The sequence below is a fragment of the Maribacter antarcticus DSM 21422 genome, assembly GCF_000621125.1.
GTDB classification, from domain to species: domain Bacteria; phylum Bacteroidota; class Bacteroidia; order Flavobacteriales; family Flavobacteriaceae; genus Maribacter; species Maribacter antarcticus.
Genome location: NZ_JHZC01000006.1, coordinates 333583 through 353268, shown reverse-complemented (window position 1 = coordinate 353268; position 19686 = coordinate 333583). Strand labels below are relative to the sequence as shown.

Here is a 19686-nt window from a genome sequence, read left to right as displayed (position 1 = left end):
CGTTGTAGGCCATTTAAAACCATTTATATTAACCATAAAAATTCACAATAATGAAAAAATTAACTCTGACAATCCTGACTCTAGCAACTTTATTACTTGCATCGTGTGATACAAAAAAAATAGAAGTGTTAAGTGACCAAGATAAAGCAACTATTAAAACGGAGGTTGAAGTAGTAATTAATCAAATTATTGAGAATAGTGAAGCTGGAAATTTTGAAAAGGCAACCGAACCTTACTTAAACAGTCCTGAATTTATTGCCATTAGCAATGGAGTAGTTGCTGATTATACTGGTTATATAAAATCAAATAAAGAATATTTTGGTGCAGTGGCCCATCAAAAGTACAATGAAACCAACATTCTATTTACATATATTGACAAAAAGAATGTCATTATGACTTATATTGGAACAGGACATGCAACATTTAAAGACAAGCAGCAGTTCAAAATAGATCCATTTGCAGCAACATTAGTTTTTAAAAAGATTGATGATTCGTGGAAAGTAACATACTCTAATGAATTTGCAACTATTACTCCTGTTGCCGAGGATTCAACTAACACAAAATAAATACACGGCCTACAACAATGTATATAAAAAATAGGCGAATTAGTACTAAAATCAAAGGTTTTGGTTCGTATCAAACTTTGTGCTTAAACGAAAGTTTCGTGCTTTGTAATCGCCTACTTTTCATATACTAACCGTTAGCTGCAATATCTGAATGCAACAAGTAAAAGACCAACATACAGTCCCAAAATGCTATTTAAAGAACTTCTCTGAGGATGGCAGCAATATATTTCGGAAATTTAAAAAAGTAACTAAAGAAGGTTTAACAAATATTGAATTAAGAAAACCTACATCACTAAAAAAAGCAACCACAAAAGAGCATTTCTATACAGTTGATAGAGGAACTGAACCAATGGTAATTGAGTCAATATTTTACTCTAGAGAAATAGAAAACTACTATCCTAAATATTATGAATTATTAATCAATCCAAAAATTTCTAAATTAGAATCTCTTGACGATAGATTAAGAATTTTAATGTGTCTATTATCTCTTCATTGTCGAACACCAAAACAATTCAATTATTTCTTTAAATCAGTTCCTGAAAATTTTCAAGACAGAATCGATTTAATAAAAGAAGATTATAAAACAAGTCATATTGGAAATACACTCATCAACTTTATTCAAACACACGAATATAAGGCCATAACAATTGTCAAAATAAATGACAGTTCTGAATTTATTACAAGTGACAACCCTGTTTTAATACTTAATCCCGATGGTGAGTTGATTAATCACAAATTCAAAGAACAGTTTAACAAGGATAATGTTATATTAATTCCTCTTGACCATAAGCATTGCTGTATTTTAAAAAATGCAACTGATAAAAACGGAATTAGTATAGATGGGAAAGTGTTTTATAATGGAATAAAAAGAATAGATAAAAATTGCAATTTCGCTTGGGAAATAAATGCGAAAATGATTAAAAGTGCTGATTCAATGTGTTATGGGAGAGAAAAATATATAAAAACATTTTTTAGTGTTTATAAATTCATAGATTAAATACAGCAGCTAACACAGTATATAATTTATTGCTAGTTTCTGCCTACTTACGAAAATTCCGCTGGAATTTTCTATCTGTGATTTGTTTACTAAATTAGTTGCTTAAACAACGCAACAAACCATATACTAAACGTTAACGGTAATATGTGGTAAAAAGTAAGATAAGCTTCGGGGCTTTCCCTTTTTTACTGCTTACCCTATAAAAGACCTGCCCATTTCGCAAGTAGAACGTTTATCAGAGCAACAAAAAATCTACGCTACCCGTTGCATTAGTTTGTCTTTTAAGAGTGGCCTAAGCTTTAAAAATAGAGCAACTTTCGGTGTCTTCCCTTTTGCCGCCAAAACGCAACTGTTGCGCAATCACTATCCAGACGGACTTGTGGCTTGCCCGTATTTATAAACCTTCTATACCTCTTAATTTTTTTTATGTCTACTTAGGATTGTCGCAGGATGTAAAAAGCGGTAAAATCTACGGGAATAGCAGTATAGGCTCGTCTTTTGGAGCTGGGTTCGGGTTACATAAAACCGCTAACAAGACCTATACGTAATGCGGGGCTTGGTCAATATCAAAAGGTTTGCGTATTTTTAGGAGGTACGCCAAAACAGTTTGATTTGGCATTTAAAACAAAAAATAAATACAAAAAACTGCTTTAGCTAAGTGTAAAGTGAGGAAGATGAGTACTGCGCTGCTCCCGCACTACCAATAGCTTTGGTGTTATGCATAAGCAAAAAAGTCACCCCTGAATTCAAAATTATCTTCCAAAATAGATTGATTGAAATAAAAAAAGTTACGTAAATATTTTTTTACTCCAAAATGTAAAGTATATTTGTCATTATGGAAAATATACTTATTGTTTATTAATAATCTAAAATTAAAATTATGAATGTAAAATCATTTATGGAACGTGAGAGAAAAAGCCTTGAAAAGATGAAAAGGTATCAGTTATCCAACAAATTTAAGAAAATTGGAATAGGAATAATTATAATATCGGTAGTAGCATTTATCGTGAATAAATTATCCATTGAAAATATTGACTTAAAACTAACATCCAAATATGGAATATTAATTGGATTATTACTCATTTCTATTTCAAAAGAAAAAATAGAAGATGAACTAATAAAATCTTTGAGAATGCAATCTTATACTTTTGCATTTATTGCAGGTGTTATAATTACTCTATTCACAAATCCAATATTTAACTATATAGCAAATTTAATTTCTGAAAAACAGCAAGGAAATTTTGAAGGTGTTGGAGATTGGGAAATTTTATGGATTTTGTTGAGCATTCAAGTTTTTTATTTTGAATTCTTAAAGCGAATGAACAAATGAAAAATCGACTAAAGATTGAAAGAGCAATATTAGACTTAACACAAGAAGAACTTGCTAATAAAATTGGAGTATCGCGTCAAACGATAAGTTCAATTGAAAAAAACAGATATGTACCTTCAACAGTTCTTTCATTAAGACTTTCGAACTTATTTAAAAAACCAGTTAATGACTTCTTTGAGTTAGACGAAAATGAGAAAGCCAATGCATAACAAAGTGTAAAAACAATAAGGGTTTTAGTACTTAAACCTAAGTTTAGTGCATTTTACAAAGTCCGCAAAATCTACAATTTTGCGTGTCTATGAAATAAAGAAAAAATTATAAATTTAGCTAAGTGGTAAATTGAAAGTTCAGTCCTTCGAAATCCCTTACTATTCTTACACAAATCGTTGCCATTAATTATGAAAAAAATGAAGTACATATCCTTAACACTATTAATTTTTCTTCTAATTAGTTGCAAAAATGAAAAGTCTGAAGACAAAAATTTACCTTCTGATAAATTTTATATGCCAGCAGAATATGAAAAACAAGATGCAGTCTGGTTAGGTTGGTCTGATTATCCCCCATATCAAAAAACATTTTTAGATATTACTAAAGCCTTATATCCAAAAATACCAATAAAGGTTATTTCAAATAATCAAGCTTCTTTAGAAAGATTAAAAGACACATTGACCTCACTCAATTTAGATATAGCCAAATTTCAATTTAGTATTATTCCAGATAATAGATATTGGATGCGAGACCACGGAGCAACTTATGTTATCAACGAAAAAGGAGAAAAGAAGGTAGTAGATTTTGGTTGGACACTTTACGGTAACAAGGAATGGTTAGAAAACTATTATAAAGGAAATAAAGATAGTGTTGATATTTATTATAGACAAGCCTTGGTAAAAACTGGAATGGTTGATTCTATTATGGGAGCAGTTGAGAATTTAAAATCCATAAAGACTGATGTAAATATGGAAGGTGGATCTATAGAAGTAAATGGAAAAGGAACTTTAATACAATCAGAGTCTGTAACTTTTCAAAGAAACCCAGGCAAATCTAGAGAGTATCTCGAATCCGAATTAAAACGTGTACTCGGCGTTTCGAATATAATTTGGCTCAAAAGCGGACTAGTAGAGGACGGTTTTTGGTGGAACAAAATATATGATAATTACTATGGTTGGGGAGTATCAGGACACACCGACGAATTTGTTCGTTTTGTAAACGATTCTACAATTCTATTAGCTTGGGTAGATGAATCAGAGCAAGATTTGAATCCCATAAACAAATGGAATTATGAAAGAATGTCAGCAAATCTAAAAATTTTAGAAAACGCTAAAGACCAAGATGGAAAACCATTTAAAATCATAAAATTTCCATTACCAGACCCAATCTATTTAAAAACTAATGTAACTGAATCTGATAATAATTCAAGTGTAGTCTTTAAAAATTGGACGGTAGGAAAAAATTGGGGACCAAATAAAAACCAATTGAAAGTTGGAGATTCTATAAATTGGGTGGCTGCATCAAGTTACCTAAATTATCTTGTTACTAATGATTTAGTTTTAATGTCTACTTATACCGACCAAGGTTCATCATTTGAAAAAGAAGAAAAAGCAAAGAAAATTATGAAAGAAGTTTTTCCAAATAGAGAATTGATTCTTTTAGATGTGATGACTATAAATTATAATGGTGGAGGAATACATTGCTCGACACAACAAGAACCAAGCGTGAAAAATAACTAATGGCAACAACGGCTATAATTAATACGGGTTTTGGTGCTTAACCCAAAGTGAAGTGCCTTGAACAAAGTCTGCAAAATTTTCAATTTTGCGTGTCTATTGAAATAAAGAAAAAAACAAAATTTGGCTAAGTACTTAATCGAAAGATAAGTCCTTCGAAATTCCGTACTAACCATAGCCTAGACGTTGTAGCACATTTACGACAAGCAACATTACCTATCGAAAGACCATTTATTGAACTATGAAAAAATACAAAAAAAAAATCTTAAAAATTATAAAGTGGAGTGCTATAGGTATTTTTGGATATTGGTTTTTATCCACCTTGATTCTTGGGCATACAGATTTAAACTCGGAGACCGGAATTCAAAACTTCGGATGGTCAGGTCTTGATGCTTTGTTTTCCGACCAACAATTTGGTTTTTTTATAGATGAACCGTATAAAACAAACCTACAAGGAGTTGATGGTCCATATATTTTTAACGATACAAAGTTTTGGGTCAATGAAAAAAGTAAACTAGAAAATGAAAAAACAGATAGAACAAAACCAATTGAAATTTACGTTAATAACAAAACGAAAGATAAATTTGAAATTACTCTTAAAAGTTTCTACCAGCAAGAAAGCGAATATTATGATTTGCCGACAAAGCTAATTGCAATATCAGATATCGAAGGTAATTTCAATGCCCTACATAGTTTTCTCATTAATAATAAAGTCATTGATAAAAATAACAATTGGATTTTTGGAAATGGACATTTGGTTTTGAATGGAGATTTTTTCGACAGAGGAGAAAACGTAACTCAAGTTTTGTGGTTAATATATTCATTAGAGAATAAAGCAAAAGAAAACAATGGCAAAGTTCATTTCATAAATGGCAATCACGAAATAATGAATTTATATGGAGATATATCTTATTCTGCCCATCGTTACATAGAAGTAGCAAAGCAAATCAGTAACAAAGAGCATTGGGATGAGGCATCAAAATTCATCTATTCTGAAAAATCTGAATTGGGTAAGTGGTTAAGAACAAAAAACGTAGTTGAAAAAATAGGAAATTACATTTTTGTTCACGGAGGTTTGAATAAAAAAATCATTGATGAAGATTTAGACATTGTTCAAATTAATAAAATTGCAAAAGACTATTATGGTAAGAAATTTGACGGGAAAACTAAAAATTTAAAAGAAAAATTAATAGTTCAATCTCAAAGCAGTCCATATTGGGACAGAAGTTTAGCTACCGATATAATGTACAAGACAGTATTTTTTCTAAATGGAGCCTCTTTAGAAAAAACCACAGAATCAGAATTAGAAAAGATTTTAGATTTTTATAACGCAAAAAAAATAGTAATAGGTCATTCTGTAGTAGATGAAGTTTCGACCGACTATAACGGAAAAGTAATTAAAATTGATGTTAAGCACGGAAAGAAAAAGAACAGCGCAAAAACACAAGGTCTTTTGATAGAAAATGGTATTGAATATAGAGTTAACGGCTTGGGAAATAAGGTAGAGCTATAAAAACGTGCTACAACAACGTATATAACACATAGCTAGGTAGTTGTTTAATCGAGGTTAAGGCATATTTGCGAGTCCGCCAAATTTTTAAATTTGGCTATTTGAAAAAAGAAAGATAATAAGAAAAATTTAAAAATTCGGCTCGTGTATAATCTGAAACGATAGTGCCTTTTTCCACGCTACGTTTCATACACAAGATCGTTGTATACCATTTTAAAAAATAACGAATTGAGAGAAATTAAGGTAAAAAAAGGACAAATTTTACAACATAAAGGTGATATAAACACCAGAGTTTATAAGGTGAAATCAGGTTTATTACGAAGCTATTCTATAGACGATAAAGGAAAGGAACATATTTATATGTTTGCTCCTGAAAATTGGATTATTGCAGACAACTGTGAAACGAGCACTCCTTGCAATTTGTTTATAGATGCACTAGAAGATTCTGTCCTTTTAATCTCAGAAAAAGAAGAAGAAATCCGCAACGCTAAGGTCAAGTCATTAGTGAACAGGTTGGCCGCTTTACAAGACCGTATTCTCGGGTTGATGAGTTCCCCATCTATTGAACGGTATAAAAAATTTTTAGAAACCTACCCTGCCATTACCCAAAGAGTTCCTCAAAGAATGATAGCCTCTTACTTAGGGATTACTCCTGAAGCTTTAAGCAGAGTTCGAAAAGAAATTTCTCTGGAAAAATAATTACTATTTCATTTCTTGATCTACATCAATGCACAACTTTTTAAATGAAAGCACCTTTGCATCATTAAATCATTAAAAAAGTATTCAAAAAATGAAAAACACAGAATTATTATTAAAAGCATCTTCTGTACTATGGGTAATTTGGGCCATTGTGCATATTGGAGCCGGCATATTTATTATAAGTTCAGATACAGTAGCTGGTGTTCAAGGAATCGCAGATGCGATTGATCCAGCAAGTCTTAAAATGAATTACCCAGATGCTATAGGAGCAATCGTTAAACAATTGGGTTTCAATATTGGTTGGGCAGGAGTAGTAACACTTATCGGAGCAGTCTTCATTTGGCGTAAAAATACTACTGCAATTTTTGTAACGGCAATGGTTGGTGGTTTAGTCGATATGGCATATTTTCTATTCATTGACTTAGGTGGTTTTGCCAAATTTTTACCAGGAGGTTTAATGACCTATGTATCAGCAACAGCAATCATATTAAGTTTTTATGCCTATTTCAAAAAAAAGAAAGTATAAATAGCTATTCATCTTAACTATATCAATCAAAATCAATGACAAAATGAACACATTACACGAAACACAAATTAGCAAAACAAGAAGAATAGCAGGTTATACACTTTCTATTATTCCTTCATTAATGATACTAATGGCTGGTATTCTAAAAGTAATCGGCAACGAAGGAATGCTTGAAAACATGAATAAAATCACCAATTGGGGTGATAAAATGCTACTGATAGGCTTAATAGAATTAGGAGCATTAGCACTTTATTGGATACCAAAAACAATGAATATCGGATTTTTCTTATTGGCTTCTTTTAGTGGTGGGATTATTGTAGCCGAAGTCGTAGCGGGTGACATTCCAATAATTGGTATTGTGGTGTCATCGTTTTTATATGCAGGAACATTTCTTAGAAAACCATCTTTATCAGGACTTTCAATTTAAAAACACTAAAATTTAAAAACAATGGTAAACACAACAATTCGACCGAAACAAGTAAAATGGTTAGCCATACTAATATTACTAACAACAAGTCGTTTTTCCGTAGTTACTTATTTCCCGGGTTTAGAGATGCTCGGAGGTCCAGACCCGAACGAGTGGCTCGGTCCTTGGGCAACAGATACCACTTTAGGATTATTAGCACCACTAATGGCATATTTAGCTTATAAGAAGACAGGATTAAAGCTTTGGGGAGCATTAATTGCTTATAACTGTATTGGTGCATTTGACTATGCCAATGGACTTTTGACAGAATACCTTAGCCCGCAAGTATCTAATCCACCAGAAATGATTTTTGGAGCAATTGGCTTGTTCTTTTGTATTCAATTAGTGGTAATCTATTTACTATTTAACAAGAATGTGATACATCATTATTCGCAAGTTAGCTCGTAAATGGAAAATAATACACAACAAAAAAATACAAGTTTGCATTTCTTATTTGGCTCTTTATTTATCCTGTTTTTACAGTGCTTTCTAAAAGCCTAATGCCATTAATGATAGATTTTCCGAGTCTTTTACAAAACTTTATTTTGAGTTTTATACTAGTTCCTTTAATGGTATGGGTCTATATTCCTTATATAAATAAACGGTTTTTCAATTGGCTAAGGAAATGAAAAACGGAATACAACAATGTATAAAAGCAATAGTGGTTTGGGTGTATACTCAAACCGTTTTTTTGTTTAATTAAGTATATTGCAATCCGAAAGTTAGTGCGTTTTAATCCGCTACTACTCTTATACCAACCGTTAGCCACAAGCAATAAAAATACGTAAATGCACGAAATCAGAAAATTTATTGACAAGATTTCTCCAATGAACAATTCTGATTGGCAGCTTTTCTCTTCAAAATTACAAGAAGTAAAACTGGAGAAAAATACTACTTTATTAAAAACAGGTAAGGTTGAAAATTATTTATCTTTTATTTCCAAAGGAATAATCCGACTTTATATTCCAAAAGTAGAATCTGATTTAACTTTTGGATTTTTATTTGAAAATGAATTTGTTACAGGTTATGATTCCTTTTTATCACAAATGCCTTCCGAATACCAAATTGAAACATTAACAGAAAGCATTTTGTGGCGAATTTCAAAAAAAGACTTAGAAGAAGTCTATGAAAGAACAAACAATGGAAATATTATTGGTCGAAAAATGGCTGAAAATATGTTTTTAATAAAATCAAAAAGAGAGATTTCCTTATTAAGTAGAACAGCAGAAGAACGATATTTGAACTTATTCATTGACCGTCCAAAATTATTACAACAAATTCCATTAAAATATATTGCATCATATATTGGAGTTACACCACAAGCATTGAGCAGAATAAGAAAACGTATTACTTAACTTGGGTTCACTGTTTTATTTGTTTTTTTCCTAACCTTTGTATTCAAATAATTCAGAAACAATATGAAAACAAACAAAATTTATTTGATTATAGTAACAGTATTATTTTTAAGTACAAATAACCTTTTAGCCCAAGAATCTAATTTATTTAACGACTCAAAACATCGAATAGGTTTTAATACGGGTTTTGGATTTCAAAAGCGTGTATTTCCTATTACTGACACGGAGGGTGGAGTAGAATATGTAAGAGTAGGTTTAAATCTTAAATACAAGTATGAAGTTAGCTACTTTCAAGCACAATACTATTACGGGTTTTTACGTAAAAAAACTTGGGGGCTAGATCTTCTTGTTCAACCACAATTTAATCAAACAAAATATAGGTTTCTAAATACAGATTCAAAAGAAATAAAAGGATATGAATTTGGTGTAAACTTTGGTCTTTTAATACGTAAAAATATATTCAATGATTTTTTAAGTTTTTACATGTGTCTTTCAGTAGGACCTCATTATATATCGGGAGTTCCTCAAAGACAGTCAAAAGGATTTATTTTTTCTGATAATTTGTTTGTAGGTTCAAACATTAAAATATATAAAAATGCTTATTTAGATTTCAGATACGGAATTAGACATATTAGCAATGCGAGTCTTACTGATAGAAATGGAGGGATAAACGATTTGTTTATAAGTATAGGACTTCTAGTTAATCTATAAGAAAAACAGCTAACAATCGCTATACTTAATTACTTAGGTCTTTGCTACTTTGGAAAAGTCTTCGATTTTTCCAAGTTCAGTTTATACTTAGAAAATTAAGTGCTTAATTGTCGCAACTAAGCATAGCCTAACCGTTGGCAGTAATCTGAACACAATTAATTTCGAAAAAAGTTGAATAAAATAATATTAGATTTTGTAATTGTAGCCAGTGGAGTTATAGGATATTTTATAAGTATATCTTTAATCACTACTTCTTTTTATAAGAATCGTGCAAATAACTACCTATCCCTTTCATTATTCTTGCTTACCAGCATGACCCTTTTAGAATGGTATGATCCTGAAGAGGGAATTTTTGAGCTCTTGCAAAGTATCATGTGGGAATTTCTGGTTGCAGCTACTTTATTTACATATTTTCTAGTTCAAATTCAGCATAAACACCTTAAAAGAAGTTGGTATAAATGGCTTTACTTCCCTTTTTTTAGCACTTTTATTATTGAGGTTTTTCTTCATTTAGATTTTAATTTTAACCTTTATAATTCTTCCTTTGAAGAGGACGGGTATGCTGTTCAGTTATTTTATAGTCTTGAGGATGGCTTATCATTTTTATATAATGTTGTTTTAATCTTTTGGGGAAGAAATTTAATAAATCGTTCTAATGATATTTCAAAAGCAAAAAGACGTTGGTTGTTAAGGTTAAACCTGTTTCTTATATGCATCATTGCGATTTGGCTTTTGTCTAATTTAGAAGATGATTTATTCGATTCAGAATATACTACAAATTTTCTACGGATAGTACTTTCCTTTTTATCATGGTGGATATTATATTACGGAGTATTCAAATTACAGATAGTCGTTCAAAAAGACGAAATACACCAATACTTAACCTCAATAAGGACAAATAGAACTCAGATAAAAAAGAAAATAAACAAAGCCACTATTTCTAAGATGATTACCGAGTTATATGTATTAATGGATGAGGAGAAGTTATACAAAAACCCTCTTTTAAACAGATTAGATTTAGCAACTCGGTTAGGAACTAGTGAAGGATATTTGTCTCAAGTTATAAATCAGGAAATCAATAAAAGTGTAATTCAGTTTGTAAATGAATATCGAATTGAGGCTGCTAAAGAACTATTGAATGATCCCGTATTTAATAAATATTCTGTTGAAGCCATTGGTATGGAAGCTGGTTTTAAATCTAAAAGTGCATTCTATAGCACTTTCAATACCAATACAGGAATATCTCCAGGAGCCTGCAGAAAGCTTCAAAAAACGTCCTAATTCGTATATTTCTATTGTTTCAGGACTTGTACAATCCTAAAATCACCTTTTATCTTTTTTGATGCTCATACTTTTGCAGCAGTAAATCAAAAAACATAAAAAATGAAAAAATCAATTTCAAAATCACTCTTTCTTATTACTGTCATTTTATATCAAACCCTTACGAGTTGTAGTTCTGACAATTCTATTCTAGGATCAATTACTGGTTCAAATAATATAGTAACAATATCGAGAGAATTACCTGCTTTTAATAAAATTCATATTGAAGGTGATTTGACAATAAATATCCAGCAAGATTCCACACAAGAAGTTGCAATAAATGTAAATGCCAATCTTCAGGATGTTATAATAACTAATGTTGACAACAATACTTTATTTGTTTCTCTTAGAAATGGTTCTTATAAAAATACAACGTTCGAACTAAATATCCAGATGCCCTTTTTACAGGAGTTTCAAATGAATGATAATACTCAAGGAAAAATAGATTTTGTCCTTGATCAACTTGATGTAAAAATAAACGACTCAGCACAGCTGGAGTTAATAGGTTCCTCTGAATCCCTAAATATAAACCTTGGAGACGATAGTAGAATAGATGGTTTTTTGTTTGCTACTACATCTTTGGGTGCTAATGTTCAAGATGATTCTGAATTAAGTATTACCTGTAATAGTGAATTAAACGGTAGTGTAAGTGATGACTCAATACTTCGCTACAAAGGAAGTCCCGTAATAAATGCAACGACCTCGGATGGTGGTGAAATTATTAATGCAAATTAATTACTAACATAAATAAGTAAAAAAATACTATGAAAACAATAAAATATTCTATACTGATTCTAATAATATCTAGTTGCTCGAAAGACAACGACAATTCAATAAATGTAACAAGCGAAGAAAGTTTAACACAACGTTTGCAACAAATTTTTGAGCAATCTGATTTGCCCGGATTTACAGTTGGCCTTGTTAATAATGGAAACGCTGTTTATCAAAATAGTTTTGGTTTTCAGGATATTGAAAACAATATTGAATACTCGAATCAAACATTACAACCAATTGGCTCAATTAGTAAGACCTTTATTGGTGTTGCCGTTGTAAAGGCAATTGAATTGGGCTATTTCAATCTAGAAACACCAATAAATGATATTCTAACAGAGCCTCTCATAAACCCCAAAAATCCCTTGGCAGAGATCCGTATTAGGCACTTAGTGAATCATACTTCTGGGTTAATAAACCCAGTTAGCACCTATGCACTATCTTACTATATATTAATGGGGGAAAACACAGCTTCTGATGGAGCACAAATACTCCAAAATTATGGGATTACACAACGAAACCCAAAAACTCTTGCTCAATTTATAGATGCATATTTTTATGAAGGAGGAGACTATTATAGCTTGGATAATTTCACAAACAATACGCTAGGAGAAATAGAAAGCTATTCCGACACAGGATCTTCTTTAATGGCTCTATTGATAGAAATAGCCTCTAGCATGAGTTATCAAGATTTTCTTAAGACGCATATTTTCAAACCGCTAGGGATGAACAATACCTCATTCGAGTATAACTTGCCGAATGATAATTATGCCTCGCTTTACTTTGATAAAAGCACACCATTTCCATTATACAATTTAGAGTCATTTCCAGATGGATCTTTGAAAACTTCTAATGAAGATCTTATGAAATACTTATTAAATATGATGGCGGGGCAACGAGGCGAAACTACTTTACTTTTTGATAGCGCTTTTTACAATCTACTATTTACAAATACTACTGAAACCTACGCTATATTTTGGGATGTTTTAGGTGAAAACACTTTTGGGCATACTGGAAGTGACCCTGGTCTTGGAACAACACTCTCTTTTAGTGGAACTCTAAATCAAGGAGCTTTTATATTAAGTAATTTTGACTCTACAGATCTGGTAAATGAAGAATATCTTGATGAAATTTTTGAGCAAATTAGTGAAAGTTTAGAGATGTTTTTATCAAATTAACTGGATTGACTTGATGCATATTAACTACTGCCAACAATGTATATAAAAAATAGCCATAGACGCAAGTCATTAAGGCTTATGCTTTTTTAATACATTTATGCTGCCCGAAAAGTTGGTTCTATTCGAAACGCTACTTTTCATATACAAGACCGTTACCACACATTAGAAAAACTAAATGGAGAATTACACATTTAAATCTGAAAGATTAGGGTTTAGAAATTGGACAGAGCAAGATAAAATTAAAATGGGACTAATTAACTCTGACCCAAAAATGATGGAACATTTCCCAACTATTCCAACACAAAAACAGACTGATGAATTCATTGACCGAATGAAAACTCAATTTTCTGAAAATGGATTCTGTTATTTTGCGGTTGACAAACTTGAAAATACTGAATTTATAGGTTTTATTGGAATTGCCAAACAGACCTTTGAATCTGATTTCACACCTTGCGTAGATATTGGTTGGAGATTAGCTCAAACAGAATGGGGAAAAGGTTTTGCTACAGAAGGCGCGAGGAAATGCCTTGAATATGCATTTGATGAAATAGGACTGAAAAATATTAAATCAATCTGTCCTGAGACAAATGATAAATCGGAAAAAGTGATGAAAAAAATAGGAATGAAAAAGACTAAAAATTTTAATCACCCTCTACTTTCTGAATTCACAGAGTTGGAAGAATGTGTATTATATGAAAATGAAAAATAACGTGTGGTAACAACGTGTATAAAACATAGCTAATAAGTGCTAAATCGCAAGGTTTGTGCTTATTTACAAAGACCGCCAAATTTTTAAATTTGGCTTTTAAAATAGAAAAATTAAAAACAAAACATAAAAATCCGGCTCTGTGTTTATCCGAAAAATTCGTGTCTTTTTACACGCTACGTTTCACACACAAACCATTATATGAAACCTAAAAAAAATAATTTGTAACATTTTGACATTCCTTGCATCCAAATGAAAACTAAAAGGGAACAAAATGAAAAAAACACTAACAGTATTCGTATTTATAGTATCTACACTTGTAGTTAACTCGCAAACAATTTATTCAAAAGCATTTGGCAATCCAAATGATAAACCGCTAATCTACCTTCACGGTGGACCTGGATATAATTCTGTAGGTTTTGAATCAACAACAGCTCAAAAACTTTCGGAAAATGGTTTTTATGTCATTTCTTATGACAGACGTGGTGAAGGAAGGTCACTAGATGAAAATGCAAAATTCACTTTTAATGAAACTTTTGATGATATAAATTTAATTTATGATAAATTCAATTTAACATCAGCAACACTAATAGGACATAGCTTCGGTGGTGTAATTGCAACCTTATATGCAGAAAAACATCCAACTAAAACTAAATCTATTATTCTTGTCTCAGCACCCCTTTCAATGCAAGAAACACTTTCCACCATATTAAAATCATCAAAATCAATTTACATTAGCAATAAAGATTCAGTTAATCTTAACTATATAAATATGTTAGAAAAAATGGATAAAAACTCTATGGAGTTTAGTTCATATTCTTTTAGTCACGCTATGCAAAATGGATTTTATTATCCAAAAGAGCTAACAAAAGAAGCTGCAAATATTTATTCAACGTTTAAAACAGATAGTCTGCTTATAAAATATAGTTCAAAAATGACTTATGAAGCACCAAGAGGATTTTGGCAAAACGAAAAATATACTACGCTAGATTTAAATGAAAATCTAAAACGAGTAGTAAAGAATGGTATACCTGTTTTCGGTTTATATGGTAAAGATGATGGTCTATTTTCAGAAAGTCAAGTAAGAAATATTGAAAATTTAATTGGGGAAAATAATTTGGAATATCTATTCAACTGTTCTCATAACCTCTTTATAGACCAGCAAATTAAATTTATTGACGCGTTAAAAAAATGGATTGAATAATGAATTTTGAAACTATTTATAAAACATATTGGCAAAAGGTTTTTAGGCTATGTATGGGGTACGCAAATGATACAGATGCAGCGAGAGATTTAACTCAAGAAACATTTATTAAAGTATGGAAACAATTACCCAAGTTTAGAAACGAATCTTCTATTGGAACTTGGATATTTAGAATTGCGTCCAATACCTGTTTGCGTCAAATTCAAAAAGATAAGAAGATGCCTAAGTCTGAATTACCATTGGAGATTAAGGATGACATTTTAGACACAAACATAGAGGAAGATATACAGTTATTATATCAATACATTTCAGAACTACAAGAAGTAGAACGAATCATCATCTCATTAGAACTAGAAGATATGAATCAAAAAGAAATAGCTGAAATTATTGGTCTATCTGAAGGTAACGTTCGAGTTAAGATTCACAGAATAAAAGAAAAATTAGCACAAAAATTCAAGAAAAATGGAAACTAATATAGATTTAAAAAAAATATGGAATACACAAAAGATAGAAACTCCAAATGTGGAAATTCTTTATACTAAAGCAAATAAACTAAAAAGCAGAAGTTTTTTAAAGCTAATATTAGTCAACATTACACTTTTACTAACCATTACTTTTATTTGTTTTATTTGGTATTATTATCAGCCTGAATTAGTAACTACTAAGATTGGTATTATACTAACTATTTTAGCTGTGATTATTTTTTTATTACCTTTTAACAAACAATTTTCTTTACTAACTAAGAATAAAACAGAACCTAATAGTAAGGAATACCTTCAACAACTTATAAAATTAAAAGAAATACAAGTATACCAACAGACTACAATGTTAAGTATCTATTTTATAATTCTTTCTTTAGGAATTGGCCTATATATGTTTGAATATGTTTCTAAGATGACAATTACTTGGGGAATAATCACCTATGCTATAACCATACTTTGGTTTGCAATAAATTGGTTTTATTTAAGACCTAAAACAATTACGAAACAGAACGCAAAACTTAATAAGCTATTAGTTGAATTTGAAAAATTGAATAATCAAATGAATGACTAAAAGGCAGCATATAACAATGTATATAAAAATTAGGGCAAAAAGTACTTAAACAAAGGCTTGTGCTTATTTACAAAATCCGCCATATTTTTAATTTGCATTTTAGAGGAAAGTTAAAAATAAAATGAAAAATATGGCTAAGTGCAAAACCGAAAGTAACTGTTTACCAATTGCCCTACTTTCCATATACTAAACGTTGTGCTTCATTATCAGAAACCGTTACAAATGATAAAATTCTTTAGAAAAATTAGACAAAAAACTCTGACCGAAAATAAGTTTGGAAAATATCTGACTTATGCAATCGGAGAAATTATCCTCGTTGTTATTGGAATTCTGATTGCATTGTCAATTAATAATTGGAATGAAAACAGGAAAAGTGAAAATCAACTTAACACCATTTACAATGAAGTTGAACAAAACTTAAAGTCCGACCTGTCAAATATAGATGACGTTATAAAACGTTATGAACAATTAGAATTGAGACTTGAAAAATTCATTACAGAAGGATATTCAAATATTCCTTTAGATTCAATTAACGTAACTAATTATTTAGATTTTACTACCATCCCAATGGATATAAATAGTTTTATAGCCTTTGATATTCAAGATAAAGGTATTGGATTACTTAAAACCTATAATGACTTTAACACTAGCGGAAATAAAGACCTTACAAATGAAATTATTCAGTTCTATAATATTGATGAATCTTTAAATTTGGTACTTGATAAATTAAAGGAAGAGTCATTTAATAATATAAAATATATTGAGCAATTCTCTTGGTATTCACACCATATGACTATGAAATACAATCCTAAAACGATAGCTTTTTTTGCAAAGAGTAAAATTTTTAAAAATAAGGTTGTGACATATAGACTAATAGCGATTGAAAACTTTTTGCCTCTGTTAAGATATTATAAAGAGTCAGCAACTACATTATTAGAAAAAATAGAAACAGCTAACTGAAAATAAGGAAAGAACAACACGGTATATAGCTCATAGCTGGGCAGTTGCATAATCGAAGTTTTGGCATATTTAAGAAGTCTGCCAAATTTTTTAGTTTGGCCTATTGAAAAAAAAGTAATAAGAAAATTATAAAATTTGGCTCGTGCTTAAGCGAAAAATATCATTAATTTACATGATACGAGCCATATACAAGACCGTTGTAGGTAATTTAAAAAAACCGCATAATACCAATAAAATATAATTAGAAAAGTATTTTTTATATATTCGTAACCAGTTACGTATTTAATAACACAGAAAATGGATTTTGATGAAATTGGAGAAATGGCATTAGGCAGCAGATTAAGAGCATTAAGCGATAAGGTTACAGAAAATGCTGAACAAATATATGGAGTTTATGATATAGAACTAAAACCAAAATGGTTTCCAGTTTTCTACTTTTTATCTAATCATGATAAAGGAAAATCTATCACTTCAATAGCTGACGAAATTGGACATTCACATCCATCTGTCATTAAAATTGTTCGAGAAATGTCAAAAAAAGGATTGGTTTTAGAACAAAAAGATAAATCTGATGGACGGATAAATAATATACTCTTAACTCAAAAAGGGAAAGGTATATCTGCAAAAATACAAGAACAATATATAGACGTTGGAAGTGCAATGAAAAATACACTAAAACTAACCACACACAATATTTGGTTAGCTATTCAAGAGTTTGAGTACTTGTTAAAAGAAAGGTCACTTTTAACAAGAGTTATTGAAGAGAAGAAAATAAGAGAATCTTCAACAATTGAAGTTTTGAATTACTCACCAGAACACCACACAGCTTTTCAAGAACTCAATGAAGAGTGGATTACCAAATATTTCAAATTAGAAGATGCCGATAGAAAAGCATTAGACAACCCTAAAAGCTATATTTTGGACAGAGGAGGGAAAATTTTAGTGGGTGTTCAAGGTAAGACTATTTTAGGGGTTTGTGCCTTACTGAAAATGCAAAATGATAAGTATGATTATGAACTGGCAAAAATGGCAGTTTCTCCAAAAGCACAAGGGAAAGGCATTGGGTATTTATTAGGAAAATCTATTATTGAAACAGCAAAAAAATTAAACGCCTCTAACATATATCTTGAAAGTAACACAATTTTAAAACCAGCAATCTCATTATATGAAAAACTAGGATTTAAAAAAATAGTTGGTCATTACACACCATATGAAAGATGTAATATTCAAATGGAACTTAAACTGAAATAATCAAAAATGAAATTTGAAAATAAAATAGCTATTATCATCAAGGACGAACTATTAAATTGGCAAAAGCTCAATGTTGCTTCATTTTTAGCAAGTTCGGTAGCAATAAAATTTCCTGAAACGCACGGAAAATCATTTGTAAATGCTTCAAAATCGGAATATCTACCTTTTATCAAGCAACCAATTATTATTTATCAAGCCGATGACCAAGCTCAAATGGATAGAGCATTTTCAAGAGCAAAACAAAGAGAACTACATATTGGGATTTATACAGACTCTCTTTTTTCAACAAAAAACGAAGATGAAAACCACATTGAAATAGGCAAGTTAACAGACGAAAATCAGATTTTGGTAGGAATTATAATTTATGGGGACAATAGGAAAGTGAACAAAGCTCTGAATGGCCTTAAATTCCACGGATAAAAACTACCTACAACACCGTATAAAATTAATTGCTAGTTTTAGCTTACTTACGAAAGTCCAAACGGACTTTCTTGGTACGGGTTTTATTTACTAACGTTATTGCTTAAAACACGCAACTAAACTTATACAACAACGTTGGCAACAAGCTAAAACAGAACATAGAACAAAAAGAATATAAAATGAAAAAAATTGGACTTGTAGGAGGAATTAGTTGGACTTCAACTTTGGATTATTATAAATTTTTTAATCAAGGTATTAATGCAAAATTGGGTGGATTAAATTCTGCGGAATGTATTATATATTCATTAAATTTTTCAGACGTTCAAAATAAAGGTTGGACAAATTCTTTTGACCTTATTTTTGATGCATGCAAAAGTTTAGTCTTAAGCAATGTGGATGCCATAGTCTTGTGTGCAAACACAGCGCATCTATTTACAGACGAAATTCAAAAAAAAATTGAAATTCCAATTATTCATATTGCATCTGCTACTGCAAAAGAAATTAATAGGAAAAAATTGAGCAAGGTTGGATTATTAGGGACTAAATTCACAATGGAAATGGATTTTTACCATGATAAACTGAAAGAATACGACATAGAAACAATTATCCCGACAGATAAAAAAGATATTGAAATAATACAAAATATTGTCAAAAATGAGCTTGGAAAAGGAATTGTAACTAAAGAATCAAAGGAAAAATTTATTAATTATGCTAATAAGTTGATCGAAAGAGGAGCTGAAGGAATTGTTTTAGGTTGCACAGAAATACCTATGCTAATTGAACAAAAGGACTTTAATTTTACTGTCTTCGATACAACTAAAATTCACGTAGAAGATATGATAAATTTTGCATTGGAAAGTGAAAAGCCAGTCGCCAACACCGTACAAAATTAATTGCTTTGTTTTAGCATACTTACGAAAATCCTCGCAGACTTTATCT

23 protein-coding genes are annotated in these 19686 nt (G+C 30.6%); all 23 read left to right on the top strand.

Annotation, left to right across the window (positions count from 1 at the left end):
* Nucleotides 1–50 precede the first annotated feature (50 nt).
* The 23 genes from Q360_RS0106845 to Q360_RS22640 all read left to right on the top strand — a co-directional run bounded on the left by Q360_RS0106845 (nucleotide 51) and on the right by Q360_RS22640 (nucleotide 19640).
* Entirely contained in the window at nucleotides 51–566 is a 516-nt protein-coding gene (locus Q360_RS0106845) for a nuclear transport factor 2 family protein (protein WP_027076425.1), read from the top strand.
* A gap of 151 nt (nucleotides 567–717) precedes the next feature.
* Entirely contained in the window at nucleotides 718–1563 is an 846-nt protein-coding gene (locus Q360_RS0106840; protein ID WP_027076424.1) for a DUF4238 domain-containing protein, read from the top strand.
* 880 nt (nucleotides 1564–2443) lie between these two features.
* Nucleotides 2444–2893, top strand: coding sequence for a hypothetical protein (locus Q360_RS0106835; protein WP_051554608.1), 450 nt, complete (start codon nucleotides 2444–2446; stop codon nucleotides 2891–2893).
* On the top strand, nucleotides 2890–3102 hold the full coding sequence (locus tag Q360_RS0106830; RefSeq protein WP_027076422.1) for a helix-turn-helix transcriptional regulator: 213 nt from the start codon (nucleotides 2890–2892) through the stop codon (nucleotides 3100–3102). Before Q360_RS0106835 ends, Q360_RS0106830 begins: the two co-directional genes overlap by 4 nt.
* 198 nt (nucleotides 3103–3300) lie before the next feature.
* Complete coding sequence (locus Q360_RS0106825) at nucleotides 3301–4620, top strand: agmatine deiminase family protein (protein WP_169734635.1); 1320 nt, start codon at nucleotides 3301–3303, stop codon at nucleotides 4618–4620.
* Nucleotides 4621–4858: 238 nt separating this feature from the next.
* On the top strand, nucleotides 4859–6130 hold the full coding sequence (locus tag Q360_RS0106820) for a metallophosphoesterase (protein WP_027076420.1): 1272 nt from the start codon (nucleotides 4859–4861) through the stop codon (nucleotides 6128–6130).
* A 225-nt stretch (nucleotides 6131–6355) separates the two neighbouring features.
* Nucleotides 6356–6826, top strand: coding sequence for a Crp/Fnr family transcriptional regulator (locus Q360_RS0106815; protein WP_036195357.1), 471 nt, complete (start codon nucleotides 6356–6358; stop codon nucleotides 6824–6826).
* 91 nt (nucleotides 6827–6917) lie between these two features.
* Nucleotides 6918–7352, top strand: coding sequence for a hypothetical protein (locus tag Q360_RS0106810; RefSeq protein ID WP_027076418.1), 435 nt, complete (start codon nucleotides 6918–6920; stop codon nucleotides 7350–7352).
* 43 nt (nucleotides 7353–7395) lie between these two features.
* Nucleotides 7396–7779, top strand: coding sequence for a DoxX family protein (locus Q360_RS0106805; protein ID WP_027076417.1), 384 nt, complete (start codon nucleotides 7396–7398; stop codon nucleotides 7777–7779).
* A 21-nt stretch (nucleotides 7780–7800) separates the two neighbouring features.
* Complete coding sequence (locus Q360_RS0106800; RefSeq protein ID WP_027076416.1) at nucleotides 7801–8226, top strand: hypothetical protein; 426 nt, start codon at nucleotides 7801–7803, stop codon at nucleotides 8224–8226.
* A 380-nt stretch (nucleotides 8227–8606) separates the two neighbouring features.
* Nucleotides 8607–9173 carry a Crp/Fnr family transcriptional regulator gene (locus Q360_RS0106795; protein WP_027076415.1) on the top strand — a complete coding sequence of 189 codons (567 nt, stop codon included), beginning with the start codon at nucleotides 8607–8609 and terminating at the stop codon, nucleotides 9171–9173.
* Nucleotides 9174–9236: 63 nt separating this feature from the next.
* A complete protein-coding gene (locus Q360_RS0106790) occupies nucleotides 9237–9884 on the top strand; it encodes an acyloxyacyl hydrolase (protein WP_027076414.1) in 648 nt (215 codons plus the stop codon).
* 171 nt (nucleotides 9885–10055) lie between these two features.
* Nucleotides 10056–11165, top strand: coding sequence for a helix-turn-helix domain-containing protein (locus Q360_RS0106785; protein WP_027076413.1), 1110 nt, complete (start codon nucleotides 10056–10058; stop codon nucleotides 11163–11165).
* Nucleotides 11166–11267: 102 nt separating this feature from the next.
* Entirely contained in the window at nucleotides 11268–11939 is a 672-nt protein-coding gene (locus tag Q360_RS0106780; RefSeq protein ID WP_027076412.1) for a GIN domain-containing protein, read from the top strand.
* A gap of 29 nt (nucleotides 11940–11968) precedes the next feature.
* Nucleotides 11969–13153, top strand: a complete 1185-nt coding sequence (locus Q360_RS0106775) for a serine hydrolase domain-containing protein (protein WP_027076411.1) — start codon at nucleotides 11969–11971, stop codon at nucleotides 13151–13153.
* Between the two features lie 175 nt (nucleotides 13154–13328).
* Complete coding sequence (locus Q360_RS0106770) at nucleotides 13329–13862, top strand: GNAT family N-acetyltransferase (RefSeq protein WP_027076410.1); 534 nt, start codon at nucleotides 13329–13331, stop codon at nucleotides 13860–13862.
* 271 nt (nucleotides 13863–14133) lie between these two features.
* Complete coding sequence (locus Q360_RS0106765; RefSeq protein ID WP_027076409.1) at nucleotides 14134–15063, top strand: alpha/beta hydrolase; 930 nt, start codon at nucleotides 14134–14136, stop codon at nucleotides 15061–15063.
* On the top strand, nucleotides 15063–15536 hold the full coding sequence (locus tag Q360_RS0106760) for an RNA polymerase sigma factor (protein WP_027076408.1): 474 nt from the start codon (nucleotides 15063–15065) through the stop codon (nucleotides 15534–15536). Before Q360_RS0106765 ends, Q360_RS0106760 begins: the two co-directional genes overlap by 1 nt.
* Nucleotides 15526–16116 (top strand): hypothetical protein, encoded by a 591-nt coding sequence (locus Q360_RS0106755; protein ID WP_027076407.1) that lies wholly within the window; start codon nucleotides 15526–15528, stop codon nucleotides 16114–16116. The genes Q360_RS0106760 and Q360_RS0106755 overlap by 11 nt, the downstream gene beginning before the upstream one ends.
* Before the next feature lie 222 nt (nucleotides 16117–16338).
* A complete protein-coding gene (locus tag Q360_RS24580; protein WP_027076406.1) occupies nucleotides 16339–17076 on the top strand; it encodes a DUF6090 family protein in 738 nt (245 codons plus the stop codon).
* A gap of 297 nt (nucleotides 17077–17373) precedes the next feature.
* Entirely contained in the window at nucleotides 17374–18327 is a 954-nt protein-coding gene (locus Q360_RS0106745) for a bifunctional helix-turn-helix transcriptional regulator/GNAT family N-acetyltransferase (RefSeq protein WP_027076405.1), read from the top strand.
* A 6-nt stretch (nucleotides 18328–18333) separates the two neighbouring features.
* Entirely contained in the window at nucleotides 18334–18747 is a 414-nt protein-coding gene (locus Q360_RS0106740; protein WP_027076404.1) for a DUF2000 domain-containing protein, read from the top strand.
* Nucleotides 18748–18926: 179 nt separating this feature from the next.
* On the top strand, nucleotides 18927–19640 hold the full coding sequence (locus Q360_RS22640; protein WP_036195244.1) for an aspartate/glutamate racemase family protein: 714 nt from the start codon (nucleotides 18927–18929) through the stop codon (nucleotides 19638–19640).
* The last annotated feature ends 46 nt before the right edge of the window (nucleotides 19641–19686 follow it).

What these genes read in the sequence shown, in the direction of transcription:
- Q360_RS0106760 (WP_027076408.1), top strand. Translation starts at nt 15,063, where the DNA reads ATGAATTTTGAAACTATTTATAAAACATATTGGCAAAAGGTTTTTAGG.
- Q360_RS0106790 (WP_027076414.1), top strand. Translation starts at nt 9,237, where the DNA reads ATGAAAACAAACAAAATTTATTTGATTATAGTAACAGTATTATTTTTA.
- Q360_RS22640 (WP_036195244.1), top strand. Translation starts at nt 18,927, where the DNA reads ATGAAAAAAATTGGACTTGTAGGAGGAATTAGTTGGACTTCAACTTTG.
- Q360_RS0106795 (WP_027076415.1), top strand. Translation starts at nt 8,607, where the DNA reads ATGCACGAAATCAGAAAATTTATTGACAAGATTTCTCCAATGAACAAT.
- Q360_RS0106820 (WP_027076420.1), top strand. Translation starts at nt 4,859, where the DNA reads ATGAAAAAATACAAAAAAAAAATCTTAAAAATTATAAAGTGGAGTGCT.
- Q360_RS0106825 (WP_169734635.1), top strand. Translation starts at nt 3,301, where the DNA reads ATGAAGTACATATCCTTAACACTATTAATTTTTCTTCTAATTAGTTGC.
- Q360_RS0106755 (WP_027076407.1), top strand. Translation starts at nt 15,526, where the DNA reads ATGGAAACTAATATAGATTTAAAAAAAATATGGAATACACAAAAGATA.
- Q360_RS0106830 (WP_027076422.1), top strand. Translation starts at nt 2,890, where the DNA reads ATGAAAAATCGACTAAAGATTGAAAGAGCAATATTAGACTTAACACAA.
- Q360_RS0106740 (WP_027076404.1), top strand. Translation starts at nt 18,334, where the DNA reads ATGAAATTTGAAAATAAAATAGCTATTATCATCAAGGACGAACTATTA.
- Q360_RS0106770 (WP_027076410.1), top strand. Translation starts at nt 13,329, where the DNA reads ATGGAGAATTACACATTTAAATCTGAAAGATTAGGGTTTAGAAATTGG.
- Q360_RS0106845 (WP_027076425.1), top strand. Translation starts at nt 51, where the DNA reads ATGAAAAAATTAACTCTGACAATCCTGACTCTAGCAACTTTATTACTT.
- Q360_RS0106835 (WP_051554608.1), top strand. Translation starts at nt 2,444, where the DNA reads ATGAATGTAAAATCATTTATGGAACGTGAGAGAAAAAGCCTTGAAAAG.
- Q360_RS0106805 (WP_027076417.1), top strand. Translation starts at nt 7,396, where the DNA reads ATGAACACATTACACGAAACACAAATTAGCAAAACAAGAAGAATAGCA.
- Q360_RS0106780 (WP_027076412.1), top strand. Translation starts at nt 11,268, where the DNA reads ATGAAAAAATCAATTTCAAAATCACTCTTTCTTATTACTGTCATTTTA.
- Q360_RS0106775 (WP_027076411.1), top strand. Translation starts at nt 11,969, where the DNA reads ATGAAAACAATAAAATATTCTATACTGATTCTAATAATATCTAGTTGC.
- Q360_RS24580 (WP_027076406.1), top strand. Translation starts at nt 16,339, where the DNA reads ATGATAAAATTCTTTAGAAAAATTAGACAAAAAACTCTGACCGAAAAT.
- Q360_RS0106765 (WP_027076409.1), top strand. Translation starts at nt 14,134, where the DNA reads ATGAAAAAAACACTAACAGTATTCGTATTTATAGTATCTACACTTGTA.
- Q360_RS0106745 (WP_027076405.1), top strand. Translation starts at nt 17,374, where the DNA reads ATGGATTTTGATGAAATTGGAGAAATGGCATTAGGCAGCAGATTAAGA.
- Q360_RS0106840 (WP_027076424.1), top strand. Translation starts at nt 718, where the DNA reads ATGCAACAAGTAAAAGACCAACATACAGTCCCAAAATGCTATTTAAAG.
- Q360_RS0106800 (WP_027076416.1), top strand. Translation starts at nt 7,801, where the DNA reads ATGGTAAACACAACAATTCGACCGAAACAAGTAAAATGGTTAGCCATA.
- Q360_RS0106810 (WP_027076418.1), top strand. Translation starts at nt 6,918, where the DNA reads ATGAAAAACACAGAATTATTATTAAAAGCATCTTCTGTACTATGGGTA.